At 69.4% G+C, this 26,376-nt stretch carries 20 protein-coding genes; 4 read left to right on the top strand and 16 right to left on the bottom strand.

Annotated features, from left to right (window positions below; genetic code table 11):
* The first annotated feature begins 81 nt into the window (after positions 1–81).
* From ccoG to ccoS, 4 genes are read left to right on the top strand one after another with little or no spacing between them, the layout of a single operon-like run.
* Positions 82–1,611, top strand: coding sequence for a cytochrome c oxidase accessory protein CcoG (gene ccoG, locus HSX43_RS06650; protein ID WP_179379339.1), 1,530 nt, complete (start codon positions 82–84; stop codon positions 1,609–1,611).
* The gene (locus tag HSX43_RS06645; protein ID WP_179379338.1) at positions 1,601–2,065 is read left to right on the top strand and encodes a FixH family protein; all 465 of its coding nucleotides are present in this window, start codon (positions 1,601–1,603) and stop codon (positions 2,063–2,065) included. Before ccoG ends, HSX43_RS06645 begins: the two co-directional genes overlap by 11 nt.
* A complete protein-coding gene (locus HSX43_RS06640) occupies positions 2,062–4,167 on the top strand; it encodes a heavy metal translocating P-type ATPase (RefSeq protein WP_179379337.1) in 2,106 nt (701 codons plus the stop codon). The genes HSX43_RS06645 and HSX43_RS06640 overlap by 4 nt, the downstream gene beginning before the upstream one ends.
* Positions 4,164–4,322 carry a cbb3-type cytochrome oxidase assembly protein CcoS gene (gene ccoS / locus HSX43_RS06635; protein WP_179379336.1) on the top strand — a complete coding sequence of 53 codons (159 nt, stop codon included), beginning with the start codon at positions 4,164–4,166 and terminating at the stop codon, positions 4,320–4,322. Before HSX43_RS06640 ends, ccoS begins: the two co-directional genes overlap by 4 nt.
* 9 nt (positions 4,323–4,331) lie before the next feature.
* On the opposite strand, the gene HSX43_RS06630 is transcribed toward ccoS, so the two are convergent.
* The 16 genes from HSX43_RS06630 to HSX43_RS06555 all read right to left on the bottom strand — a co-directional run bounded on the left by HSX43_RS06630 (position 4,332) and on the right by HSX43_RS06555 (position 26,292).
* Positions 4,332–5,480, bottom strand: a complete 1,149-nt coding sequence (locus HSX43_RS06630) for an acetate/propionate family kinase (RefSeq protein WP_179379335.1) — start codon at positions 5,478–5,480, stop codon at positions 4,332–4,334.
* A complete protein-coding gene (locus HSX43_RS06625) occupies positions 5,477–6,838 on the bottom strand; it encodes a bifunctional enoyl-CoA hydratase/phosphate acetyltransferase (protein ID WP_179379334.1) in 1,362 nt (453 codons plus the stop codon). Before HSX43_RS06625 ends, HSX43_RS06630 begins: the two co-directional genes overlap by 4 nt.
* On the bottom strand, positions 6,835–9,126 hold the full coding sequence (locus HSX43_RS06620) for a DUF3141 domain-containing protein (RefSeq protein WP_179379333.1): 2,292 nt from the start codon (positions 9,124–9,126) through the stop codon (positions 6,835–6,837). The genes HSX43_RS06625 and HSX43_RS06620 overlap by 4 nt, the downstream gene beginning before the upstream one ends.
* 9 nt (positions 9,127–9,135) lie before the next feature.
* Entirely contained in the window at positions 9,136–9,900 is a 765-nt protein-coding gene (gene fabI, locus HSX43_RS06615) for an enoyl-ACP reductase FabI (RefSeq protein ID WP_179379332.1), read from the bottom strand.
* 54 nt (positions 9,901–9,954) lie between these two features.
* Positions 9,955–11,856 (bottom strand): V-type ATP synthase subunit A, encoded by a 1,902-nt coding sequence (locus tag HSX43_RS06610; RefSeq protein WP_179379331.1) that lies wholly within the window; start codon positions 11,854–11,856, stop codon positions 9,955–9,957.
* A 1-nt stretch (position 11,857) separates the two neighbouring features.
* Positions 11,858–12,544 (bottom strand): hypothetical protein, encoded by a 687-nt coding sequence (locus HSX43_RS06605; protein ID WP_179379330.1) that lies wholly within the window; start codon positions 12,542–12,544, stop codon positions 11,858–11,860.
* A gap of 3 nt (positions 12,545–12,547) precedes the next feature.
* On the bottom strand, positions 12,548–13,210 hold the full coding sequence (locus tag HSX43_RS06600; protein ID WP_179379329.1) for a hypothetical protein: 663 nt from the start codon (positions 13,208–13,210) through the stop codon (positions 12,548–12,550).
* Positions 13,210–13,653, bottom strand: a complete 444-nt coding sequence (locus tag HSX43_RS06595) for an ATP synthase subunit C (RefSeq protein WP_179379328.1) — start codon at positions 13,651–13,653, stop codon at positions 13,210–13,212. The genes HSX43_RS06600 and HSX43_RS06595 overlap by 1 nt, the downstream gene beginning before the upstream one ends.
* On the bottom strand, positions 13,650–15,446 hold the full coding sequence (locus HSX43_RS06590; RefSeq protein ID WP_179379327.1) for a V-type ATP synthase subunit I: 1,797 nt from the start codon (positions 15,444–15,446) through the stop codon (positions 13,650–13,652). Before HSX43_RS06590 ends, HSX43_RS06595 begins: the two co-directional genes overlap by 4 nt.
* Complete coding sequence (locus tag HSX43_RS06585) at positions 15,443–16,039, bottom strand: V-type ATP synthase subunit D (RefSeq protein WP_179379326.1); 597 nt, start codon at positions 16,037–16,039, stop codon at positions 15,443–15,445. The genes HSX43_RS06590 and HSX43_RS06585 overlap by 4 nt, the downstream gene beginning before the upstream one ends.
* On the bottom strand, positions 16,017–17,375 hold the full coding sequence (locus HSX43_RS06580; RefSeq protein ID WP_179379325.1) for a V-type ATP synthase subunit B: 1,359 nt from the start codon (positions 17,373–17,375) through the stop codon (positions 16,017–16,019). Before HSX43_RS06580 ends, HSX43_RS06585 begins: the two co-directional genes overlap by 23 nt.
* A 399-nt stretch (positions 17,376–17,774) precedes the next feature.
* Positions 17,775–19,139 carry an HlyD family type I secretion periplasmic adaptor subunit gene (locus tag HSX43_RS06575; protein ID WP_179379324.1) on the bottom strand — a complete coding sequence of 455 codons (1,365 nt, stop codon included), beginning with the start codon at positions 19,137–19,139 and terminating at the stop codon, positions 17,775–17,777.
* Positions 19,136–20,881 (bottom strand): type I secretion system permease/ATPase, encoded by a 1,746-nt coding sequence (locus tag HSX43_RS06570; RefSeq protein WP_179379323.1) that lies wholly within the window; start codon positions 20,879–20,881, stop codon positions 19,136–19,138. Before HSX43_RS06570 ends, HSX43_RS06575 begins: the two co-directional genes overlap by 4 nt.
* Positions 20,882–20,952: 71 nt before the next feature.
* Positions 20,953–24,156, bottom strand: a complete 3,204-nt coding sequence (locus tag HSX43_RS06565) for a beta strand repeat-containing protein (RefSeq protein ID WP_179379322.1) — start codon at positions 24,154–24,156, stop codon at positions 20,953–20,955.
* A gap of 348 nt (positions 24,157–24,504) precedes the next feature.
* Positions 24,505–25,482, bottom strand: a complete 978-nt coding sequence (locus HSX43_RS06560; RefSeq protein ID WP_179379321.1) for a LysR family transcriptional regulator — start codon at positions 25,480–25,482, stop codon at positions 24,505–24,507.
* A gap of 156 nt (positions 25,483–25,638) precedes the next feature.
* Complete coding sequence (locus HSX43_RS06555; RefSeq protein WP_179379320.1) at positions 25,639–26,292, bottom strand: Crp/Fnr family transcriptional regulator; 654 nt, start codon at positions 26,290–26,292, stop codon at positions 25,639–25,641.
* Positions 26,293–26,376 lie beyond the last annotated feature (84 nt).

Below are 26,376 nucleotides of genomic sequence, written 5' to 3'. Positions count from 1 at the left end.
CAAAGACGGCCCCGCTTGAGCGAGGTCAAGGCACCGCCCGCGCGGATCGGCGATCACGGGGGACAAACCATGGAACGACCAATGAACGACAACCCCCCTCTCTTTGCGCCCACCGAGCCGATCTTCCCGCGCCGCGTCAGCGGCTTTTATCGTACGCTCAAGTGGTGGATCCTCTTCGCCACGCTCGGCATCTACTATCTGACCCCCTGGATCCGCTGGGACCGGGGGCCGAACCTGCCCGACCAGGCCGTCCTCGTGGATCTGGCCAACCGGCGCTTCTATTTCTTCTGGATCGAGATCTGGCCGCACGAGTTCTACTTCGTCGCCGGGCTTCTCATCATGGCGGGGCTCGGGCTCTTCCTCTTCACCTCCGCGCTCGGCCGGGTCTGGTGCGGCTACACCTGCCCCCAGACCGTCTGGACCGACCTCTTCTTCGCCGTGGAGCGCTGGATCGAGGGCGACCGGAACGCGCGGATACGGCTCTGGAACGCCCCCTGGGATACCCGCAAGGCAAGCCTTCGGCTGACGAAATGGGCGGTCTGGCTCCTGATCGCGATCTGCACGGGCGGGGCCTGGGTGTTCTATTTCGCCGATGCGCCGACGCTTCTGCGGCAACTCGTCGCCTTCGAGGCTCCCTTCGTGGCCTATGCGACGATCGGCGTGCTTACGGCGACGACCTTCATCCTCGGCGGCTTCCTGCGCGAGCAGGTCTGCATCTACATGTGCCCCTGGCCGCGCATCCAGGCGGCGATGGTCGACCCGGGCACGCTGACCGTCGGCTACCGCGAGTGGCGCGGTGAGCCGCGCGGCAAGGGCAACGCCAAGCGCGCCGCCGTGGCCGAGGACGTCGACAGCCAGGGCGCGCGCGTCCGCTACGGCGCTGCGCTCGACAAGGACCACGCCGCGCCCCGCATCTCGCGCGAGGGCGAGACGCTCGGGGACTGCATCGACTGCATGGCCTGCGTGAACGTCTGCCCAATGGGCATCGACATCCGCGAGGGGCAACAGATGGAGTGCATCACCTGCGCACTCTGCATCGACGCCTGCGACGACGTGATGGCCAAGATCGGCCGGCCGCGCGGGCTGATCGACTACCTCGCGCTGGAAGACACGCCGCCGACCGTCCCCGCCCCGGAGGGCTGGCAGCCGACAGCCGCGTGGCGGCATGTCCTGCGCCCGCGCACGATCGTCTATACGCTGGCCTGGGCGGCCATCGGCGTAGCGCTCGTGGTGGCCCTCTTCGTGCGCCCCGAGATCGACGTCACCGTGGCCCCGGTGCGCAACCCGACCTTCGTGACGCTCTCCGACGGGTCGATCCGCAACGCCTACGACCTGCGGTTGCGCAACAAGCATGCCGAACCCCGCGCCTTCCACGTCGCCCTCTCCGCCGACACCGTCCTGCGGATCGCGCTCGAGGGCGAGGACGATCTGGTCGTCGACGTTCCGGCGAGCGCGACCGTGCGGCAGCGGATCTACGTGACCGCGCGACCGCAGGATCCGGCCGCGGCCGTGGACCACACGGACCTGCGGCTCTGGATCGAGGATCTCACCTCGGGCGAACGCGCCCATGCAGACACCATCTTCAACGGGAGGGAGAGCAATGACGACTGAGACCGGAAAGGGCCTGACCGGCAGACGTGTAGCCGCACTCTTCGTCGGGGGCTTCGCCATCATCATCGGCGCGAACGTCACCCTCGCCGTGAATGCGGTGCGCAGCTTCCCCGGGATCGAGACGAAGAACGTCTACGTCGTGAGCCAGCACTTCGAGGCGGCCCGCAAAGCGCAGGACGCGCTCGGCTGGGACGTCGACGCGACCTGGACCGACGGCACCCTGCGCCTCGCCGTGGCGGACGCGGAGGGTCCGGTGCGCCCGCGCATCGACCACGCCACCTTCGGTCGCGCCACCACGACGGCCGACGACGTCGCCCCGGCCTTCGATTGGGACGGCACCGCCTGGCGGGCCCCGGTGGACGCGCGGGCCGGCAACTGGAACCTGAGGGTCGAGATGACGGCCCCCGACGGCACGCCCTTCCGCCGCCGCATCCCCGTGCGGGTGCCGCGATGACCGCCGCCTGCCCCGCCTGCGCGGTCGCGCCCGTGGGCGACGGCCCCGCCCCGGACGCCGAAGGAGAGGTGCTGCACCTCTCGCTGCCCGACATCCACTGCGCGAGCTGCATCCGGGGGGTGGAGCGCACGCTCGCCGCCCTGCCCGGCGTGCGTGCGGCGCGGGTCAACCTCGGCCGGCGGCGCGTACGCGTCGTCACCGCGCCCGAGCTCGACCCGGGGGACGTCTGCGACGCCCTGAGCGGGGCGGGCTACACCGCGCTGGAACTCGACGAGGCCGCTCTCGCCCCCTCGGGCGACCCGGCGGCGCGGCTCCTGCTTGCGCGGATCGCGGTGGCGGGCTTCGCCATGATGAACGTCATGGGGCTGTCGATCGCGGTCTGGGCGGGCGCAGAGGAGGCGACGCGCGCTCTCTTCCACTGGATCGCGGCGGCCATCGCCCTGCCGGCGCTGGCCTTCTCGGCCGTGCCCTTCTTCGCCTCCGCGCGCGATGCGCTACGCGCGGGCCGGCTCAACATGGACGTGCCGATCGCGCTCGCCATCGCACTCGCCGGCGCGACCTCGCTCTACGAGACGATCACGCACGAAGGCACCCACGCCTGGTTCGAGGCCGCGCTTTCGCTGACGTTCTTCCTGCTGGCTGGACGCTATCTCGATCTGCGGGCCCGCGCCGCGGCGCGGTCCGCGGCGGCCGAACTGACGGCGCTCGAAGTGCCGCGCGCCACGCGGATCGAGGGCACCGCCCGACGCGTCGTCGCCATCGCCGACGTGCGCGCCGGCGACCGCCTCGCACTGGCACCGGCCGACCGCGCGCCGGTGGACGGCACCGCCGAGAGCGCCGCGCTGATCGACCGATCCGCCGTCACCGGGGAGGCCGACCCGGTCGCGGTGGATGCCGGCGGGGCGATCTGCGCGGGCGAGATCGTGCTGGGCAGCCCGCTCACGCTCCGCGCCACGGCCCGGGCGGAGGACAGCACCCTGCGCCGCCTCGCCCGCCTCGTGGAGATCGCCGAGACCGGCCGCCACCGCCATCAGGGCATCGCCGACCGGGCCGCGCGCATGTATGCGCCCCTCGTCCACCTGCTGGCGGGGCTCGCCTTCGCCGGCTGGTGGTTCGGCACGGGGAGCGTCGGCACCGGCATCGCCGTGGCGACGGCGGTTCTCATCATCACCTGTCCCTGCGCGCTCGGGCTCGCCGTGCCCACCGTCACGGCCAGCATGACCGGCCGCCTCTTCCGGGGCGGCATCCTCCTGAAGTCCGACACCGCGCTCGAACGGCTGGCCGAGATCGACACGGTCGTCTTCGACAAGACCGGAACACTGACCGAAGGCCGGATGCAGGTCGCGCTCGACGGGGCGGCGGCCGGGGTGGCCCGCGCCCTCGCCCAGGCCTCCGGTCACCCGGTCGCGCGTGCCGTCGATGCGGCGCTGGCCGGACACGTCCCTGCCCCGCTGACCGACCTGCGAGAAGTGACGGGCGAGGGTGTCCACGGCCTCTGGGACGGGGCTCCCGTCTTCCTCGGGCGCGGGTCCGCGGGGACGGAGCTGCATCTGCCCGACCGCGTCGTGCCCCTGCCGCTCGAGGAGGTGCTGCGGCCCGGCGCGGAGGAGGTCGTCGCCGATCTGCGCGCTCAGGGCCTCGACATCCACATGCTGACCGGTGATACGGCGGCCCGCGGCGGAGCGCTTGCCGGACGGCTCGGCATCACCGAGGTCGCGAGCGCGGTCTCGCCCGAGGGCAAGGCTCGGGCCATCGCAGCCCTCGCGGACGGCGGCCGCCGCGTCCTGATGGTGGGTGACGGCATCAACGACGCCGCCGCGCTCGCCGCGGCCCATGCCTCCCTCGCGCCGGCTTCGGCCCTCGACGCGGCGCGCGTGGCGGCCGACGGCGTCCTCCTCGGCGGCGACCTGCGCGCGATCGCGCGGACGACACGCACGGCGCGCGGGGCGCTCGCGCGCATCCGGCAGAACCTCTGGATCGCATCGCTCTACAACGCGATCGCCATCCCGATCGCCCTCGCCGGCCTCGCCACGCCGCTCGCGGCGGCGATCGCCATGTCGACATCCTCGGTGACGGTCGTGCTGAACGCGGTGCGGCGATGAACGTGCTCGTCGTGCTCATCCCCGTGTCGATCGCACTCGGCGCGCTTGGTCTTCTCGCCTGTCTCTGGACGTTGCGCCACGGGCAATACGAGGATCTCGAGGGGGACGCGGCCCGCGTGCTGCTCGACGACGAGACCGAACCGCCCGAGACCTGAGGCCTTCGCTCAGGCGATCGCCCGGGCCACGGCGCGGGCGATCACCCGCTCCTCGTCGGTGGGGATCACCAGCGCGCGGGTCGCGCCCGCCCCGATCTCGCGCGCGTTCGCGTCGTTCGCCGCGGCATCGAGCGACAGCCCGAGCCAATCCATCCCCTGGAGCACGCGCGCCCGGATCGGGGCCGCGTTCTCGCCGATCCCGCCGCAGAAGACGAGCGCATCGACGCCGCAGAGCACGGCCGCCATCGCGCCGAGCTCCCGACGGATCCGGAAGACGTAGTAGTCGATCGCCTGCATGGCTTCGGGCCTGTCGGACGCCAGAAGCGCGCGCATGTCGTGGCCGATGCCCGACAGACCCGTCAGCCCGCTTTCGCGGTAGAGGATCGTCTTGATCTCGTCCGCGCCGTGCCCCGTTTCGAGCAGGTAGAGCACGACGCCCGGGTCGAGCTGCCCGCAGCGGGTGCCCATCGGAAGCCCGTCGAGCGCAGAAAACCCCATGGTCGACCCGACGCTCCTGCCGGCCCGGACGGCGCACATCGATGCCCCGTTCCCGAGGTGCGCGATGACGACCCGGCCCGCGTGGAGATCGGGATAGTCCCGCGCCAGCACGCCGGAGATGTAGTCGTAGGAAAGGCCGTGAAACCCGTAGCGCCGCACCCCGGCCTCGTAGAACCGCCGCGGCAGGCCGAACGTGTCGTTCACCCAGGGATGGCCGCGATGGAAGGCCGTATCGAAGCAACCGACGTGGACGGCCCCGGGAAAGGCCTCCGCGGCGGCCGCCACCATCGACAGGTTGTGCGGCTGATGCAGCGGGGCGAGCGGGATCAGCGCGGCGAGGCGCTGGCGGATCCCCGCGTCGAGACGGACGGGAGCGTCGAACTCCACTCCGCCATGCACGATCCGGTGCCCGACACCGACGACGCGCCGGCCGTCGAGCGTGGGCGATATGGCGGTCAGGATCGCGGTGAGCGCGGCGGCGTGGTCCGCGCCGCCGATCTCGCGCACGTCCTTCGGCTCGCCCTCGATCACCAGTCGGGCGGCGGGGCCGAGGTTCTCGACCTGACCCTCGAGCAGGAGCGCCGGCTCGGCCGCCGCCGCCCAGACGGAGAACTTGACCGAGGAACTGCCGGCGTTGAGCGTAAGGAGCGTATCGGTCATCGGCGTGCCGCCTGCAGCGCCGCGATGGCGCAGGAGGCCAGGCGCGCGGTCTCGTCGTCGGCCCGGCTCGTCAGGATGATCGGAACCTGGGCCCCCATGACGATGCCGCCGGCTTCGGCGTGGGCGAGGAAGGTCAGCTCCTTGGCGAGCATGTTGCCCGCCTCGAGGTTCGGCGCGAGGAGGATATCGGCCCGCCCGGCCACGAGCGAGGTGATGCCCTTCGCCCGCGCGGCCCCGACATCGACGGCGTTGTCCATCGCCAGCGGCCCGTCGACGAGCCCGCCCGTGATCTGCCCGCGGTCGGCCATCTTCGAAAGGCCCGCCGCATCGAGCGTCGAGGGGATCGCCGGGTTCACCGTCTCGACGGCCGAGAGCACGCCGACGCGGGGCGTCTCGACCCCGAGGGCGCGGGCGAGGTCGATGGCGTTCTGCGCGATATCCGCCTTCGCGAGGAGATCGGGCGCGATGTTGATCGCCGCATCGGTAATCATCAGCAGATGATCGAGGCCCGGCACGTCCATCACGAAGACATGGCTGAGCCGCCGCCCCGTCCGCAACCCGCCGGTGCGGGCGACCACGGCCTTCAGGAGGACGTCGGTGTGAAGGTGCCCCTTCATCACCGCCCGCGCCCGCCCCTCGTGGACGAGGGCGACCGCCCGGGCCGCGGCCTCGGCATGGTCGGCGACCGCGACGATTTCCTGACCGGCGAGATCGAGACCCTCGGCCTCCGCAGCATCGGCGATCCGGGCCGGGTCGCCGACGAGAATGGGCGCGATCAGCGTGTGTCGCGCGCCGAGCATTGCCCCGCCGAGCGCATCGGGCGTCTCGGGTGCGACGACCGCCGTGGGGATCGGCGGCAGCGGCTCGGCCAGCGCGAGCAGGCGTTCGAAGTGCAGGTGGCGGCGCACGGTCAGCCCCGGTACGGCCCGCGTGTCGACCGGGATGGCCCGCGCGGGGGCCGTGACCTCGGCCTCGCCCGTGACGAGACGTCCGTTTGGCCCCTCGACCCGGGTCGCGAAGCGCAACACCCGGTCGGGCAGCTTCTCGATGAGGCGTACATGCGCCGTCAGCGTGTCGCCGGCCCGCGCCTCTCCGGTGAAGCGCAGGGTCTGGCTGCGATAGACGGTGCCGGGCCCGGGCAACAGGTTGCCCAGGACGGCCGAAATGAGCGAGGCGATCCACATGCCGGGGGCCACGCCCTCCGGTCTGCCATCTCCGTCGCCATCGCGGTCCGGCAAATGCAGCGCGTTGAAACTGCCCGAGGCGTTGGCGAAAACGAAGAGATCCTCCTCGCGGCACAGACGTTCGAGCCTTGCTTCCGCACCCGGCTCCAACAGATCCCAGGGCCCCCCGGTCATTCGGCGGCCGTTTGCGGGGCGTCGTTCAGGAAATGGTGAATCCGCTGCAACGCCGCGCGGCTTTCCCCCGTCAAATCGTCCTCGCCCCCCAGCACGAAGGCGATGATGTCGCGCGCCGTATTCCGGTCGCGCTCGGTACGGATGAGATCGGGCAGCGTCTCGATCGCGCGCTCCGTGTCGAACCGGACGATCAGCAGTTGCCGATGGATGAGCTTCGCCCGGGCCGCTGCCTCCATCCCCCGGAAAGGCGCGCGCGTCGTCAGCGCCGCGGAGGATCGCTCGAGCCGGTCGAGCCGCACGCGGCCGCGCGGCCCGGCCAGGAGAAGGAGCAACCGGACGATCCCCGCGGCCGCCCCGCCCTCCGAGGCGCAGGCGATGGCCGCCTCGACCGTGGGGGCCAGCTCCTGCCGGGGGGTCGGACGGCGGGTGTGGTCGAAGGGCTTGCCGTAGGCCATCGCCCACGGATTTGCCCAGGTGGCCAGGAAGGCGATCTCAGTGGCCGCCTCCTTCCAGTCGCGGGCGGCGTTCCAGCCGGCCTCCGCCATGTCGGCCCAGAGCCGTTCGACCAGCAGGAAGGGGTTGTCCGCCGCCACCGGCGTCCGCGCCCGGGCGAGCGTCTCCGCCGTGCGCTCGATCCACCCCATGCCGGGACGGTCGCTGGCGAAGGCACGACGCATCGACCGCGCCGGATGCGCCGCGCGCATCCGCCCCGCCAGTTCGGGATCTACCGCCCGCTTCAGCATCGGCGCGACCGCCGTGTCGTAGACCTCGGCCAGAGCCTCGGAGGCCCGGGCGGCCCCGGCGAAGGCGGCCTCGTCGGCGCGCCCGCCGGTGACGGCGGAAAGCTCCTCGAAGCTGCGCCGCGCAAAGCTGACTTCGAAACGCTTGTCCTCGCCCCGCCCCTGCACGTCTTCGATCACCATCTCGTAGAGACCCGGCGGAAAGGCCTCGAGCGTCTTGAGCGTGGAGACGAATTCCTCGTGCTCGCGCCGCGCGACCGAGGAAGAGACGAAGATGCCCAGATGCCCGATCGTCTCGTGCACGACGTAGATGATCCGCTGCCCTGCGATCTCGATCTCGCGCTCGTCGGCGTAGGTGTCCATGATCCAGTCGAGCGCCTGCGCGGGCGGCGTGATGTTGTCGCCCTGCGAGGCGAAACAGATGATCGGCGCGCGGATGGCCTTCAGGTCGATCGGCACGCCCGGCTCCAGCTGCGCCTCGTTCTTGGCGAGGCGGTTGCCGACGAAGAGGTTCTCGACGATCCAGCGGATCTCCTCGCCGGTCATCATGTAGAAGCAAGTCCACCAGCGCTCGAATTCGAGGAAACGCGCGGGCCCTCCGTCGATGTCGCGAAAGAGGTCGTAGTATTTGCGCAGCCAGTTCCGCCCCGGGTTCTGTGCCTCGAAGTTCACCACGAGGTTCGCCCCGTCGAAGACGCCGCCGCCCAGGTCGGAGGCCAGAAGCGCCGGTGTCACCCCGCCGAGGAGACCGCCGGCGTAGCGCATCGGGTATTCCCCGATCCGGCCGGCCCAGTAGGACATGGGCGCGCCGTTCAGGATGATCGGCCCCGTCAGCGCCGGATGCGTCGCGGCGAGAACGGCCGTGGCCCAGCCGCCCTGACAGTTGCCGACGATTGCCGGGGCCGGGCTCTCGGGGTGGCGGCGGCGGACCTCGGCCACGAAGGCGGCCTCGGACCGGGTCACGTCGGCGACGGTCTGGCCCGGCTCGGGCATCTGATGGAAGGCCACGAAATAGACGGGGTGTCCGTCGGCCAGCGCGACGCCGACCTGGCTTTCCAGCTTGAACCCCCCGATGCCCGGCCCATGCCCCGCGCGCGGGTCGATGATGACATAGGGCCGTTTCCCCTCGCCCTCCGGCGGGCTGCCCTCGGGTGGCGTGATCTTGAGCAGCGCGTAGTTCGACGGCCGGTCGAGCGTCGCGCCTTCGAGGATCGTCTCGTAGTCGTAGATCAGGACCGGCGGCGCGCCCGCGGCCTCATGGGCGATCTGCATGTCCGACCATTGCCGCAGCGCATCGAGTGTCAGGACCGTTCGTTGCCCCGCGTCCTGCAGGTAGCCCTGCCATGCCGCCGCGAGGGCGACGGGGGTTCGCAGGTCACGCAGGCCGGCACCGATCCGCGCCGCCTGCGCCCCGACCTGCGCCGCCGTGGCCCGGCCGGCCGTTAGGCCATCCTTCCCCCGCACGCCCGCCGCCTGCGCGAGGAACGCCTGCTGCAACGCGAAGTCGTCCCGCGCGTCGCGTCCGGTGTAGTCTGCCATCCGCTGCATGAGAGCCTCCTAGCCGATGATCTGATAGCCGCCGTCGATAGGATGGACGACTCCTGTGACGTTTTTTGCCTCGTCGCTGGCGAGGAAGGCGGCATAGGCCCCGACGTCCTCGATCGTCGCCAGCGTCCGGGTCGGGGCCTTCGCGGCCGCCCGTGCGAGCATCTCGTCGAAATGCGCGATCCCGCTCGCGGCGCGCGTGGCCAGCGGTCCGGGCGACAGCGCGTGGACGCTGATGCCCTTCTGCCCCAGTTCCGCGGCCGCGTAGCGGGTGACCGATTCGAGCGCGGCCTTGACCGGGCCCATGATGTTGTAGTCCTCGACCACCTTCTCGGATCCGTAGAAGCTGACGGTCATGCAGGTGCCGCCCCGCGGCATCAGCGGCTCTGCCGCGCGGATCATCCGCAGGAAGGAATGGACCGAGACGTCCATCGCCGCCGCGAACCCCTCGGCCGAGCAGTCGACGACACGGCCATGGAGATCCTCCGCGCGGCAGAAGGCGATCGAATGGAGCAGGACATCGAGACTCCCCCACTGCGCGGCGATGCGGGCGAAGAGGCTGTCGAGCTGTCCGTCGACGGAGACGTCGAGCGGCGCGACGATCTCCGCCCCGAGCGCTTCGGCGAGCGGGCGGACGTGCGGCTCCGCCTTCGCGTTCAGATAGGTGATCGCCAGCTCCGCGCCCCGCGCCCGCAACGCCCGGGCACAGCCCCAGGCAATCGACTGGTCGTTGGCAACGCCGACGACGAGGGCCCGCTTGCCGGTCAGATCGAACATCGTCCGTGCCTCATGGTTGCATGGGTCGAGCATATTGCACATGCAGCATCGCCGCTACCGCGGCGCGGCATTTTCGCCGTCGGAGCGCGCGCCCGGCGGCTCCGCGTCGGCAGGGACATCCGGTGCCTGCATGCCGACCCTGGCGATCCGCGCGTCGATCCGGCCCAGCAGGTCGTCATAGGCCGGCGTGCCCGAAGCGGCGTAGTGGAAGTTCTTGAAAAGCCCCGTCAGTTCGGTGAACCAGGTTCGCGCTTCGGCCTTGCCCGGGAAGGTCGGCCTCCCGTCGGCCACGGTATGGACGCGCTCGAAGACCGCCTTCTGCCGCGCGAGGGGCACGCGCGAGTCGACCTCGTCGAAGGCGTCCTGCTGAAGGTAGACCATGTCGACGAAGAGTGCCTGCTGGTGCGTGACGAAATCCTCCATCGTGACCCCCTCCTCGCCCGTCACCTGCATCATCTGCTCGACCTGCGCGCCACGCTCCAGCAGCGATTGCAGCGTCTTCACCCGGTCGATCCAGCCGGCCCCCAGGGTATCGGCGTACCAGCCCTGCATCTGCTCGAGGTAACGCGACCACGACATCAGGGGGTCGACCGCGGGATAGAACCGCTTGTAGGCGCGCTCGGACGACAGGCCGAGGAAGCATTTGACCGTCGAGAGCGTCGATTGCGTGACCGGTTCGTCGAAATTGCCGCCCGCCGGCGAGACGGTGCCGATCATCGTCAGGCTGCCGCGGTCGCCGTCGTTGGTGCGCAGGACGCCCGCGCGCTCGTAGAGACCCTTGATCGAGCTTTCGAGGTAGGCCGGGAAGCCCTCCTCGCCCGGGATCTCCTCGAGCCGGCCCGAGGTTTCGCGCATGGCCTGCGCCCAGCGGGACGTGCTGTCGGCGATCAGGAGGACGTCGAGCCCCATCTGACGATAGTATTCGCCGAGCGTGATGCCGGTGAAGATCGACGCCTCGCGCGCGGCCACCGGCATCGAGGAAGTGTTGCAGATGATGATCGTGCGATCCATCAGGCTCCCGCCCGAGGTCGGATCCGTCATGCCCGGATACTCCTGGATCGTCTCGACCACCTCGCCCGCGCGCTCGCCGCAGGCCACGACGATCACCACGTCGACCTCGGCGTTTCGCGCGATGACGTTCTGGAGCACCGTCTTGCCCGCGCCGAACGGCCCGGGGATGCAGGCGGTTCCGCCGCGGGCGATGGGGAAGAACGTGTCGATGAGCCGCTGCGCCGTGAGCACCGGCTCGGTCGGAAACTCGCGGCGGGAGACGGCCCGCTTCAGGAGCGCGGACGGCAGGGCGCGGCGCACGGGCCAGGTCTGGACGAGCGAGACCTCGCGTTCCTGACCGCCTGCCGACCGAAGCCGCGCCACCGTGTCGCGCAGCCTTCCCGGGCCCTCGCGCAGCCAGGCCACCTGCCAGTCTCCGGCCCAACCGAAGGGCACCATGATCTTGTGCGCGAACCGCCCCTCGGGAACCGTCCCGAGCGGATCGCCGGCGCGGAGGGTGTCGCCCACCGTCACCCTTGCGGTGAAGTTCCATTTCACGTCGGTCCCGAGCGGCGCGACCGCCGCGCCCCGGGGCAGGAAGATGCCGTATTCGGCAGCCACCTGCGCCAGCGGGGCCTGCAACCCGTCGTAGACCGAACCGAGGAGGCCGGGGCCAAGCTCGACCGACAGAAGCTCGCCCGTCTGCTCCACCGGGTCGCCCACGGCGATGCCCCGCGTGCTCTCGTAGACCTGCGCGTCGGCCGTCGCCCCGCGCACACGCAGGACCTCGGCCTTGAGCCGCTCCTGCCGCTCCGATCCGCGCGGTGGGGGCAGGATATGGACGACCTCGTTCTTCGTGAGCCGGCCGGGCGTGCCGTCGGGCCCGGGTCGGGCCTCGATACGCACGAGGTCGTCTTGCACGGCGACGATCCGGGCGGTCGGGTTGTCGGGGGAAGGGTCGGTCATGTCATCGTTCCTGTCGGGGGAGGCCCGTGAAGCCCGCCAGCGCCTGGGCCGTCAGCGCGTCGAAGCGGGCCGTGGCCGCGCGGGCGTCGGCACGGGCCCAGCGGTCGAAGATGGTCCAGCGCAGCACGTAGAGGACCACGGCCTCGAGGTCGAAATGGTGCCGCATGGCGTGGCGGGAGAGTTGCGCGTGGGCGATCTCGAGGATCTTGCGTTCGGCAGGCAGGGGCGCGCGGGCATCGATGAGGGCCGCAAGCTCCCGCAGGCCGGGCACCCGTAGCTCCAGCGCGAAGGTCGGGTCGCTCCAGTTGGCCGCGACGATCCGTGCGAGGCGCGACGGCGACCACCCTGGCGGCGGCGGACCCGCCCCGTCGCGGCGCATCCGCAGCGCGGCGACGGCCGTGCGCAGGTCGAGCCGCTCGCGGATCACGGCCCGGAGCGTCGCGCTTCGGGTGGCCAAGGTCGCCGCGCGGGCGCGATGGGCGAGTTCGCCCGCGTCCTCGTCCATGGCGTAGCCGCCCCAGTCGAGCAGTCGCTCGATCCGGTCCAGCACCGCGCGATCCTCCGGCGCGAGCACGGCGAGCCGCTTCTCCAGCCGCAGTCGGGACAGGGGCGGCTGCTTGGCGCGAAACAGCCGTTCGGGCCCGGGCAGACCGGCCATGAGCGAGACATATGCGTCGGACTGCGACATGGGCTAGCGCAGCACCCCTTCCATCACCGCGCGGAACCGCGGCTGCAGATGCTGCATCAGCAGGCTGGCGATCGCCGCATCCGAGAGGTCGATCTCGAGGTCCTCCCCGTCGACCCGGACGCGGATGCCGGCCTCGAGGTCCTCCGCCGCGTGCAGTTCGATCCCCTCTCGCAGCATCTCGGCGGTGAGACCGAGGACGAAGCCAGTGAGCCGGCTGCCCCGCACGCTGCCCGGATCCGCGCGGATCGCATCGGGACCGACGACCTCGGCCGGGAGGATGACCGCGGCCCCGTCGTCGCCCGCCGGGCGCGCACGGCCCGCGACCTCGAGGACCATGTCCCTGATCGTGTCCGGATCGGCGCTGGCCTGCGTGACCATGGCGCGCACATCGGCCTCGAATTGACGCATGAGGCCGGACTTCATGGTAAGCACAGCGTCGCGCATGGCGATTTCCAGCGCCTCCTCGCCAGCCTTGCGGTAGGCGTCGGTCTCGCGCCGGGCCGAGGTTTTCAGCGCCTCGGCGTCCGCCGTCGCGTCGCGCAGGACGCGCGCGGCCTCCGTTTTCGCCTCCGCCGTCAGCCGGGCGGCCTCGGCCTCTCCGGCCGCCACGCCATCGGCGCGCAGCCGCTCCAGCAGCGCCTCGACGCCCTTCGAGACCGCCGCCATCAGGCGATCCCCGCACTGACGACGAGGGCGAAGACGAAGGCGAAGACACCGAAACCCTCGATGATCGCCGCGGGCGCGAGCGACAGGCCGAAGATCTCGGGTTTCTCCTTCGAGGCCGCGATGGCCGCGGCGCAGGCCCGGCCCTGATAAACCCCGCAATAGAGAAGCGCGATGCCCGACATCAGACCGACGCCGAAGAGCCCGCCCGCGTTCAGCGCCGTCACCTCGCGGTTCAGGGTGAACATGATGACGATCCCGTAGATTACGAAGGTCGACGGAAAGGCCGAGATGCCGACGAACCGGCCGTAGCCGCCGTCGACCTCCGTCATCGCGCCGATGCTCGCCTGTCCGGCGATCGAACAACCGATGGCGCTTGCCACCGCGCCCAGCGCCATGGGGGCGAAGATGCCCGTCCAGCCGAGGGCGAGAACCAGTTCGTTCATTCCTGAACCTCCTTTCGGGCCAGGGGTCGGAAGGCAGTCCCCTCCTCCGGCAGGCCCCATTTGAAGAACTCGATGTAGTTGAGCCGCAGCCCGTGAACGACGCCCGACATCAGCGCGAGGCCGAAGTTGAGCACATGCCCGAGCGCGAGGATGAGAAGCGCGAGCAGAAGCCCCACACCGGGCACCGCGTCGCGGACCTGGGCCGCGAGATCGTTGAAGGTGAGCGCGAGCGAGGCCGAGGCGAGGCCGAGCGCGAAAAGCCGCATGTAGCTCAGCACGTCGCCGAAAAGGCCCATCGCACCGCTCAGGGCACGCAGGCCGTCGACCGCGCGCCAGGCCCAGTCCGAGGGTGCCGCGACGGGCCTGTCCGACGCGAAACCCGCGACCGCGACGAGACCACCCGCGAGGAGGCCAGTACCCAGGGTCGCCAAGCCGCCGTCCCGGTCGCCGAGCCAGAGGACCAGCCCGCCGAGGATCGCGGCGATCCATCCAAGACGTGCGATCGCCGAACGGCGGTCGCGGTGGACCCAGGCGCTCATCGCGAGAGCGAAGACGAGATGCGCGACGCCGACGCCGATGGAGAGCCGCATCATCGTGTCGAAGTCGTCGAGGCTCAGCACGGCGAACGCGCCGAGCGGGCTTGCCGGATCGGGAGCCACGCCGAAGTAGCTGCCGACGAGGGCACCGTAGAGCACGGTCGCGACCGCGACGACGAACCCCAGTCGCCGCCATCCGCGCAGCGCCGTCGAGCGATCGAGCCGTCGCCAGCCGATCAGCAGCCCGCAAAGAAGCAAGAGCCCGTAGCCCGCATCCGCCACGATCATCGCGAAGAAGAGTGCGAAGGACCAGGTCAGGATGCGTGTCGGATCCCAGTCAATCGCGCTCGGCACCTGATAGAACATGGCGAGCGAGACGCCCGCGGCGGCCTCGGGCGGCTGCTCGAGCTTGGTCGGCGGCACTTCGTTCCAGGCGGGCTCTTCCACGATCGTCGCCAGGCCCTCGGCTTCGGCACAGGCCTCGACGGCGGGCATGTCGTCCGCCGGCACCCACCCCTGAGCCGCGAACAGGCGATCGGCGTCGCGGGTCTGGTAGGCGGCGAAATCGAGTTCCGCTCGGCTCTCCGCCGCGCCCATGTCGGCGCGCAAGAGATCGAGGTAGCGGGTCAATGCCAGACGTTCGTCCTGCAGCCGCTCCAGGCTCAGTTCGGCCTCCTCGAGATCGCGCTCGAGCGCCGAGAGGGGGCGACTGCCCATCCGCACGCGTGCCACCGGCAGCAGATCGGCGGGCGGGGCCTGCGGCGCGATGACGGCGACGTAGTCGAAACGCTGATCCGAGGCCACGACCTCCCACGGCAGGTCGAGCGCGTCGAGGGCCGCGCGCTCCCTGACCGGCAGCCGATAGAACCAGAGACGGGGCGCACCGGGCCGGTGCGCGGGACCGAAGTCGATCTCCCCCCAGGGCCTGACTTCGGCGATCTGTTCGGCCAGCACATCGCGTCGGTCGCGGGCGGCCCGCATCCGCTGCCGCAGGTCGAGGACGCGGCCCACGAAGGTCGTCGCGTCCCACTCCGGGTCGTGGCGTACCTGCCGGCGGTCACCTGCCACCTGCGCCAGGAACCGAAGCGCCTTCGTCGCCTCCTCCGCTCCGCGAACCGGTGCGGCCTCGGGCGGCACTTCGGCGGCGGAGACCGGAATGAGGTGCATGCAACCGAGATCCTGCAGCTGCCGCAGCACCTCGACCTTCCGCACCGCCTTGCCCGCGAGGGTGACCTTCAGCATCCGCGCGATGCTCATACGCGCACCCTCTTGCGCTTGGAGAGCTTCGAGCGGACGACCGCCGCCATCGCCTCGTCGGAGAGCGCGATGCGGATCCGCTTGATGTTGGACCGCGCCCCCGGGATGAGTACCTTGTCGAAGAGGTTCACGCGCTGCGTCACGGTCGCGACCGCCGCCTCCAGCAGGCGCACTCTCTCCCGCGCGACCTCGACACGCAGCTTGGCCTCCAGCATGTCGTGCAGGAGGCGCGCGACGTCGTCGACCCAGTGCGGCTTGGTCATCGGATCGTAGGGCCGGACGGCGACCTCGACCCGTTCCAGCACAGGCAGCCTGGTGCCGACGACGTTCTCGGTACCGAGATGGTGATCCTTGAGGGTCACCAGCTCGTCGAGATCGACCCGCTCGTTCCCGAGCATCGGCAGATCGCGCCCGACCGCCGCGGCGAAGTCGCGCACCCGTTTCTCGAGCGCGGCGACCTTTGCCACCGCCGTCGCGCGCTCGCCCATGAGCTGCTGGCGTTTCAGGTCAAGCGAGGGCAGGAACCGCTCGTAGGTCCGCAGGGCGGCCTGCTCGCGGGCGAGCGACGACTTATTGAGCTGCAAGCGGGCCATCGGCCTCCTTCGGGAAGTAGGCATCCACGAGGGTCTGCTTCATCAGGAGCTGCTCGGGACGGAAGCACTCGGCCAGCGTCACCCAGCAGAGGTCGAGCGCCTCTTCGAGCGGCAACGCGATGTCGAGCTTCATGAACCGCTCCCGGAAGAGCGCGCCGAACTTCAGCACCTGACGGTCGTAGTCCGACAGCTCGAACGCCATCGCCTGCTTCTGGGCCGCGTCGCGGGCCTCGGAGTAGAAGCGGATCATGGTGTTCATGATCTGGCCGTGATCTTCGCGCGTTTCCTTGCCGACAACGTTCTGCTTGAGCCGCGAGAGACTGCCGAAAGGGTCGATGACGCCGGAGTGCAGGTAGAACTGACCCTCCGTGATGTAGCCGGTATTGTCGGGTACCGGATGGGTGACGTCGCCGCCCGGCATGGTCGTCGCCGCGAGGATCGTGACGGAGCCGCCCTTCGCGTAGTCGCAGGCCTTCTCGTAGCGGCGCGCGAGCTGCGAGTAGAGATCGCCCATGTAGCCGCGGTTCGAGGGCACCCGCTCCTGGCTGATGCCGACCTCCTTCATCGCGTCCGCATAGGCCGTCATGTCGGTCAGGAGAACGAGCACGCGCTTGCCCTGCTCGACCGCGTATTTCTCGGCCACGGCCAGCGCCATGTCGGGCACAAGGAGGCGCTCGACCAGCGGATCCGACGCCTGGTTCACGAACATCACCGTCCGTGCGAAGACGCCCGCATCCTCGAACGCCTGCCGGAAGGCGTGGTAGTCGTCGAAGATGAGGCCGAGGCCGCCGAAGACCACGATATCGGCGTCGGCCTGGATGCCGATGCGGGCGAGGAAGGGATTGAAGGGTTCTCCCGAGACCGAGAAGATCGGGATCTTCTGGCTCTCGACCAGCGTGTTGAAGACGTCGATCATCGGCACGTCGGTGCGGATCATGCGGCGCGGCACCCGCCGCTCGGCCGGGTTCACCGAAGGCCCGCCGATGTCGTAGCGCGGCTCTGCCGAGAGGTCGGGGCCCCCGTCGATCGACGCGCCCGCTCCGTCGAAGACCCGCCCGAGAATGTTTTCGGAGAACGGCACCTGCATCGGATGGCCGAGGAAGGTCGCCGTAGCGGCGGTCGAGATGCCTTTCGTCCCGGAGAAGACCTGAAGCGTCACGTCCTCCCGGTCGATGTCGATCACCTGCGCGAGCGAGCGCGCGCCCTCCGTCCCCTCGATGACGGCGAGATCGCCGAAGCGTACGGCGACGTCCGCCCCCTCGCCCGTCGGCACGCGGATACGCATGGTATCGCCCACGATCTCGAGCACGCGGGTGTAGCGGGTCAGGTCACGCATCGGAGACCCGTTTCGATCGTATACGTATCACGAGTGTTCCGCCCTCATTCCATCGATTTCGATTGAACCGATACGGTGGGTCCGGGCGGGTGCGGATCAGCCGCCGTCCGCCGTGGAGCCGTCACTCGTTATGCGTCGCTCGCAAGCTAGCCGATCCTGCGATGCCGCGGACAGCGGCAACCGGGAAAGCTTGGTCGTCGAGGTCCGAGCCGTTCGACCGCAGGAGACGCACCGGACTTTTGAACGACTGTCGCCGCGCCGGCAAGAGCTTCCCGCCGGTCTTTCGAGATTGACCGGCTGTCGCCCCGCGCGCCTTGGCCGACACCACACGTGGACAACCTGCATCCGGCGGCAGCGGGGTTCACTGCCGCCGGATCGCGGGCCGGCGACGTGCCGCGCTCACTCCTGCTCGATGAAGGTGCGCGCGATGCGCTTCCGGAAGGGGCTGATGAGATAGTTCAGCGCCGTCTGCTCCCCGGTCGAGAAGAAAAGGTCCGCCGGCATCCCGGGTACCAGGTCGAGCGCGGCGACCGGGGCGGGCTGCATCTCGTCAAGGACCGTACGCACCAGGTAGAAGCGATCGCCCGTGCGCTCGTCGAGCAGGCTGTCGGCGGAGATGTCGGTGATCTCGGCGCTGGCCTCGGGGATGTCGCCCTGCTCGTAGGCAGACAGACGCACGCGCGCCCGCTGACCGATTCGCAGCGCCTCGATGTCGCCGGTGTTCACGCGGGCCTCGACCACGAGGTCGCCGTCCTCGGGCACGATGTCCATCAGCTGTACACCCGGTCGCACGACACCGCCGACGGTGAAAAGCGAAAGGTCGACCACACGGCCCGAGACCGGCGCGACGATGCGCACGCGCTCGAGCCGGTCCAGGACGCCTTCGTACTGCGGACGAAGGGCCGCAACCTGCGCATGGATGGCGGCGATCTCGGACGCGGCGGTCTCCTGGCGCAGACGGGTCTCACCCAGGGCGGCGAGGCGGAGCGACCCGATCTGGTCGGTCAGCTGCGCCTGCTGGGTGCGGAAGGAGGCATCGGCCCCGCGCAGCCGTTCGATCTCGATCTCTCGGGCGTTCACGCGCGGGGCGACGACGAGGCCGCTGGCCAGAAGACTGCGAAGCCCCTCGAGCTCCTTCAGTCCGATCTCAAGCTGGCGTCGGTTGAAGTCGCGCTGCTCCTCGAGGCCGGCGATCTGCGCGTTCAGGCTGTCGATCCGCTGCGCGAGAATCGCCTCCTCGCTCCGACGAGCCGAAAGTTCCCGCGTGAAAAGCTCCTGCTGCGCTACGAAGGCCGCGCGCCAGTAGGCCTCGGGCACGGGCACCGCGCCGACGATGGCCGACCGGTCGAATTGCTCCGCCCCGGCGAGCTGTGCGCGCAGCCGGGCCTCCCGCACGGTGAGTTCGCCCAGTTGGCTGCCGAGGACGTCGAGGTCCACGGCGATCTCCGCGCCGTCAAGCTCGGCTAGAACCTGGCCCGCCTCCACCATATCACCGTCGGCCACGTGAATCGCGCGGAGAATGCCGCCGTCGATGTGATCGACGGTCTTGCGGTTGCCCTCCACGACGAAGGAGGCCGGTGCGACGATGGCCCCGTCGAGCCGCTGGGTGGCAGCCCAGAAGACGGCCCCGCCGGCAAAGAACAGCACGACGAGAAGGCCGGCGAAGACGAAACCCGCGATGCGCGGGGTCGCTCCCAAAATCTCGGCATCCTCGATATAGGGCGCGGGCGCGGGGGGACGGGCATTGATGGTCATCGGGGTCATGTCAGGGCTCCTGCGGTTCGGGGCGTGGGGGTGGCGGTGACGGGGCGTGCCGCACCGGAAGTCTGGATGACGTTGCGCCGGGTGGCGCGCAGCACTTCGTCCCGGTCGCCGAAGGCAGCCTGGCGGCCGCCCTTGAGGATCAGGACCTTGGAGACGGCCTGAAGCGTGCTCGGCCGGTGAGTCATCACGATCGTGATCGCCCCCCGGGCCTTGGCCGCGAGGATCGCGCGGCGCAGCGCCGTCTCGCCCGTGGTGTCGAGGTCGGAGTTGGGCTCGTCGAGGACGAGGAGGAACGGATTGCCGTAGAGCGCCCGCGCCAGCGCGATGCGCTGCCGCTGGCCGCCAGAGAGGTGGAACCCCTGACCGAGCTGCGTCTCGTAGCCGTCGGGCAGCGCGGTGATGAGGTCATGTACATCAGCCTCCTGCGCCGCAGAGAGGACTTGCGCGTCGTCGATCTCGGTCGCGAAGCGGGCGATGTTCTCGCGGATGGTGCCGTCGAAGAGCTCCACGTCCTGCGGAAGGTAGCCGACATGTCGGCCGAGGATCTCCGGGTTCCAGATGGCCGTGGGCGAGCCATCGAGGCGAACGTCGCCCTTTTGCGGCATCCAGATCCCGGCGAGCATCCGCGCCAGCGTCGACTTCCCGGCCCCGCTCGGACCGATCACCGCGACGGTATCACCTGCCTCGAGATTGAACGAAAGGCCGGTGAGCGTGGCATTGCGCGCTTCGGGCGGGCCGGCCTGCGCGATGGCGACGTCGAGCGTGCGGAAGGGGTTCGGCAAGTTCAGGCGACGCGCATACTCAGGGTGGTCCCGCGTGAGCGCGTCGATCCGCGCGTAGGATCCGCGCGCCGCAAGGAAGCCACGCCACTGGCCGATCAACTGGTCAATGGGCGCGAGCGCGCGGGCGAGGATGATGGTCGAGGCGATCATGACACCGGCGGTGGACTGACCCAGGATCGTCAGCGCCGCGCCGAGGCCCAGCATCCCGGATTGCAGCGCCATGCGCAGGGATTTCGACAGCACTAGGAAGCTCGTCACCCGATCGCCGGCCTGTGTTCTGTGGCGATGTCCGGCAACCTGCAACGTGGCCCAGCGGCGCGCGAGCGCGGCCCGCATCCCCATGGCCTGTGCCAGTTCCGCGTTGCGCTCGGCCGTCCCGAAGAGCGCATCGGCCCGCCCGCGCGCCTCGGAGGCGGCCATCGTGGGGCCGTGGGCACGGGCGTTGTTGACGAGCGCGAGGATCGTGAGCGTCAGCGCCCCGACGAGACCGAGCGCCCCGAGGTAGGGGTGCAGCGCATAGAGGATGAAGAGATAGATCGGGATCCACGGCGCATCGAAGAAGGCGGTGGGCGTCGTACCCGAGATGAAGTCGCGAAAGCCGTTGATGTCGGCCGTCAGCGCCTCGCCCGAGCGGGCCCGGCTCAATACTCGGCGGCGCATGGCCGCGCGCAGGATCGGCGTGCCGATCCGGAACTCGAATCGCGCGCCGAGGCGCGCCAGGATGCGCATCCGCACGAGATCGAGGAGTGCGGTGACGACGAAGACGCCGCCGAGCAGGACGCTCAGGGCGATCAGGGTGTCGAGGTTCTGGCTGGTCAGGACGCGGTCGTAGACCTGCAGCATGTAGAGGGGCGCGGCGAGCATCAGAAGGTTCAGGACCAGGCTGAAGAGAGCCACCCCGAGGAAGCCGCGGCGCAGGCTCTTCCAGGCGTGGCGAACGGGGGAGGAACGATCGGGCATGGGAGATCTCCGGTTGGGCACGGGAAGGTGGGACGGCGGCGGGGGCCGCCGTCCCGAGTCAATGGTCTGGCTCAGGCGAGGAAGTCGTCTTCGCTGAACTGGGTGGCGTCGACGCCCACCAGCCGAACCGTCGACCCGTCCTCGAAGGTCAGCAGCGCATCGCTGCCATCCTGGGTCAGGGCATCGGAGGCCGAGAAGTCGGGCCCGAAGTCGTCGATCTGCAGCCGGTCGGTGCCGAGCTGGAAATCGGTCACGACGTCGTTGCCGTCGCCCGGCGCGAAGCGGAAGGTGTCCGCCCCCGCGCCCCCGGTGAGGATGTCGTCGCCACCCTCGCCCGACAGCAGGTCGTCGCCGTCACCGCCGACGAGCCGGTTGTCAACGTCGGAACCGATGAGCACGTCTGCATCGTCCGAGGCGGTGACGTTCTCGATCGACGACAGGACGTCGACTTCAAGCACCTCGTCGATGACATCGGCACCGACGACGCCAATCTCGCCCGGCCCTGCATCAACGTCGAGCGTGGCACCCGCGTCGATCAGCGTATCCTGCACGACCGGCCCGTTCGCACCCGCCGGAGCATTGTGCAGGTGGATCGGCGAGACGACCCCCGGGATCGGCGTTGCGAGATCCGCATCGCTGATCCCCTTGACCGACAGATCGCTCGAGTAGGTCACCTCACCCGTCTCAAGGTTCTGGATGATGGTGACGGTGGCCTGACCGGTGGCTTCGCTGTCCGAGATCGGATCGGGTTCCTGCGCGGCGTCGAGGCCGCCGGAAAGCTCGATCGTGCGGATCCCGTGCTCGGTGACGTCGGAGTCGACCGCGAGCTGGCCGCGGATCTCGCCACCGGGGAAGTCAGTCGTGTGCACGTTGTAGTAGAGGTTGCTCTCCAACGCTTGCTGCACGAAGGCCGCCCCGTCGGCGATGGCCGAGCCGAACTGAGCCGGATTTGCCACGACGGCATTCTGCACGCTGACCGAGAAGCCGGTCTCGCGCGTGGCGGTCCCGTTTCCGTTCGCGCCCAGATCGACGGTGACGCCCACATCCAGGTCGGAGAAGTCGGCCGTGTCGATACCATCTCCCCCGTCGAGGAAGTCGTTGCCGATCCCGCCGACGAGGACGTTGTCTCCCTCGCCCGCGATCAGCACGTCGCCGCCGCCGCCGCCGTCGATCACGCCCTCGATCCGGCCGAGGTCGACGAGGATGTCGTCGCCGTCGCCCAGAAGGACGTTGCCGTCGAGTAGACCGTCGTCATCGTTGACGATGGTCACGGCGGCCGCGTCGGTCGCGTCGATGGCATTCACCGCGCCGCGGACGACGCCGTCGTTGACGATCGCGCCGAGAAGATCGACATCGCCGTCCACGCGGATACCTGCGGCGGCCTCGTTGCCCTCGGCACCGGCGATCAGCCCGTCGTTCTGGATCAGTCCGGCGAAGCTCGCGTCCTCGACGTTCGAGAAGACCCGCAGACCGTCGCCGATCTGGTTGCCCTCGGTGGCGTCGCCGCGACCCTGGATCGTGCCGCTGTTCTCGACGATGGCCGAGACGACATCGCCGTCCACGTCACCCGTCTGCAGCGAGACGCCGGAGCCGTTGTTGCCTTCGCCCGCATCGACCGTGCCGGTGTTGGTGAAGCTGTACTGGTCGGCGGTGCCGTCGGAGTAGACCGTGCCGTTCCGCTGGTTGCCGGTGCCGAGGATCTCGCCGGTGTTGACGACCGAGAGGCCCTCGCCGTCGATGTTCACCGCCCGGCTGTCCGAGGTCACGAGGCCCTCGTTCACGAAGGAGCCGCCGGTGTGGTCGCCGGTGCCGAAGTAGACGCCGTTGTTGGCGCCCGCGAAGGTGCCGCCGGCCTCGTTGCGCAGCTCGCCCTGGAAGTTCACGCCGTTGACGGCGCGGAACGCACCCGTGGAGCCCTGGTCGCTTTCGGAGGTGACGGTGCCCTGGTTGGTGATCGTGCCCTCGAAGAGCGCGGGCGCGAAGCCTTCCTCGACGCGCACGCCTTCGAGCCGGATGCCGTCGCCGGCGGTGCCACCGGCCGGTGAGGCCTGACCGCGACCGGCGATGAGGCCGGCGTTGTCGATGCTGACCTCGCCGTTGCCGTCCTCGGCGAGCGAGAGCGACACGCCCGATCCCTGGTTGCCTTCGCCGGCATCGATGGTGCCGGTGGTGGCGTTGGTGATCGAGAAGTCGCGGGCGGTGTCGTCCGAATAGACGGTGCCGTTGCGCTGATCGCCGGTGCCGAGGATATCGCCGGTGTTGACGAGATCCACGTCCGAGCCGTCGATGTTCACCGCGCGGCTGCCCGACTGGATGGTGCCGGCATTGACGATGTCGAGATCGTGCTCGGCGTTGCCCACGTAGAGACCGTTGCGTGCGCCCTCGATCACACCGGTCGTGGTGTTGACGATGGTGCCCTCGGCTCCCACGCCGTCGGCGATGCGCAGGCCGGCGGCCGTGCCCTGTTCGCTGTCGGAAGTGATGAGACCGGCGTTCACGATGTCGGTGCCCGACACGGTGCCCTCGGCCCCGTTATTGATGCGAATGCCGTCACCGGCCTGGCCTGTGTTCGCCGCCGCCTGGCCGCGGCCCTCGATGGTCGCGCCGACGCCGTTGAAGATGGTGTTCGACACCACGTCCCCGGCTTCGTCACCCACCTGCAGCGAGATGCCCGCGCCGAGGTTGCCTTCACCCGCGTCGATCGTGCCGCCGGTGAAGTTCGAGATCGAGACGTCCTCGGCCCCGGCGTCGGTATAGATCGTGCCGTTGCGTTGGTCGCCGGTGCCCAGGATGTCACCGAAGTTGCGCACCGAGACGCCTTGGCCCTGAATGTTCACCGCGCGGCTGTCGGAAGTGATGACCCCGCCGCGGAAGTTGTCGAGCGTGCCCGAGCTGTTGGCACCCGAGAAGCTGACACCGTTGAAATCGCCCGAGATCGCGCCGAAGTTGCGAACCGCGGCGCTGCCTGTGACGTCGATGGCGGTGGCCAGCGCGTCGGGGCCGGAGTTCGCGTCGATCGACCCGGAGCGGAAGTTGAAGACCTGCGCGTCCTCGCCAGGGACGGCGACGGCGGCGGGCGCGTTGTTGGTCTGGATCTGGCCGAAGTTCAGCAGACGCGACAGATCGTTCTGGAGAATGAAGGCCGGAGTGTTGTCGACGATCGTGCTCTGGAAGACGCCGTTGGTCAGCGTCTGACCGTCGCGGACGGTTTCCTGCGAAAGGGAGGATGTCTGGAGAAGACGGGCCCGGAGGCCGGCAAGGAAGTCGGATAGCATGGTAAGCTCCATCTGGTTTCTGCGTCGGGCCCGGAGAGACGGGGCGATCGCTGATCCAAGGGCTAGAAAGCGCGCCGAGTCGGCGAAAATACCGAAGTCGAATGGCCCCCATAGGCAAATGCGATAGTCACGCGTGCTGTGATCGGCGCATGGGCGACAGGGCCAGGTCCGCATGGGTTTTCTCGGGCTTGGCGGCACAGCCCTTTTCCATTCACCCACGGACATTCACGAAAACGTCGCCACTCGTGTTGGCTTTTGAAGCCGTAGATCCGTCTCCTGGGGCGGCGAAACGTAATGCGCCGCCCGGGGGAACGGGCGGCGCGGATCTGTCGGATCGGGGTCGATGTGTCAGACGCGAAGAGGCTCGGGCAGCGGGCGCGGGGTGAGCCGGGCGGCCGGGACCTGCGTACCGGCGGGCGGGTTGTCGGCGATATAGGCACGCATCGCCTCCACGACCTCGTAGCGGGGGCATCCCGGTCGACTGATCGCGCCGAGCTCGCGCAGGTTGCCCGCGTCCCGAAAGGGCACGAAGGCGAGGCCGAACCCGTCGGCCATGAATTGCATCGCGGCAACGCCGTTTACCAGCGTGCAAGCGTCGTTCTGCGCGACATGGCGGCACACGGTCTCGAACCGGGCGGTGCGCACGTCGATGCCCACCCGCGCCGCATTGTCGGCATCCGAGGTCGGCAGATCCGCCTCGAGGTCATAACCGAAGGGCGTATCAAACCGGATGAGCATGTCCGGCGGCACGTCACGGGCATGGATGCCCTGCGATTCCGACAGCGAATGACCGGTCGGTACGGCCAGATAGGCCGGCTCGAGCCAGAGCGGGGTGAAGGCCATGGGAGCAACGCTCTCGGCGTACAGGGCCGTGTGGCTCTTACGGGCCAGAAAGGCGACATCGACCGCCTTCGTCTCGACCATTCGCGCCAGGGCGGCGGGCTTCTCCTCGACGATCACAAGCGGCAGACCCGGGTAGAGCGTGGCGAGCATCTGGCGGAAGTAGCCCGAGAGATACGCCGCCAGAGTAGGTGTGAGACCCAGCCGAACGGGAGCGGCGTCGACCGACTTCATGGCGCTGGCCCGATCGTGGATCCGGTCGGCGAGCGCGATCATCTCGCGCGCGATCTCGACGAGTTCCTCACCGAAGGCGGTCAGGGTCACCTCGGTACGCCCCCGTTCGAAGATCTTCTGTTCGAGGGTCGTCTCGAGTTTCTTGATCTTGCTCGACAGGGCGGGCTGGCTGATGGCGGCGATGTCGGCGGCGCGCGTGAAGTTGCGGTGGTCCGCAACGGCGATGAGATGACGGAGATCTCTGAGATTCATGGACTCACCAGGACTGCAACTGCTTCTTTCCTAGGGAGTGGATGCGCGGGTGAACAAGTCGCCGGTGCCCGGTTTCGCCCGCTTGTGAAGGGACGTGAACGCAAGCCGTCCCGGCGGCGGGTTCGCCGGTCGGATTTAGTCTCTCGAGCTGTCCTCTCAGCGGACGACGTCCCCGCAGTCCAAGTAGGAGGGATTGAAGCCTGTGAGGGCAAGCGCTCCGGCGAGATCGTCGAACCGCACATGTCCCTTGCGAAAGGTGAGCACCCCGTCCTTGCGCAGTTTGCCAAGGACGCGGTTCACGTGGACCGCGCTCATCCCAAGTGCGTCGGCGAGATGATACTGCGACAGCGGGCACGGATACCCCGTGTCATCCGCAAGCCCCACTTTGCGCAGCCTGCTCCAACATTCGAGGAGGAAAAGCAGGATCCGTTGGGTCGCATCGCGCCGGCCGAGACTGACGAGGCGCTCGATCATCATGCTTTCGTTCATCAGCGCCGACGCGCGCAGCAACGCACGCAGATCGGATGGTGTGTTGAACGACTCTGTCAGGCTGCCCTTTATCAGCTTCGCCGCGCGGATCTTCGTGATGGGTTGGATATTGTGGTCCGACCGACCGAGCAGGACAGTCCTGAGCCCCAGAATGTCTCCCTGTATCTGAAAGCCGATAATCAGGCGTTCACCCGAACTGAGCATCTTATAGGCGCAGGTCCAGCCTTCGCGGAGAACGTAAGCTGCAGGCTCCAACTGTCCGTCATGAACCAGATCGACACCCGAAGGATAGTCCCGGGTGTGACCGGCCAGCCCCTCCAAGGCCGTCCGACTGTCATCGAACCCCGGCCTGACACAGGGGGATGCCCACTGCGGCGGCGTATCGCCGCCATATACGCTTCTCGC

Source organism: Jannaschia marina, assembly GCF_013404595.1.
GTDB lineage: Bacteria > Pseudomonadota > Alphaproteobacteria > Rhodobacterales > Rhodobacteraceae > Jannaschia > Jannaschia marina.
This window is presented reverse-complemented; position numbering and strand designations above follow the sequence as displayed.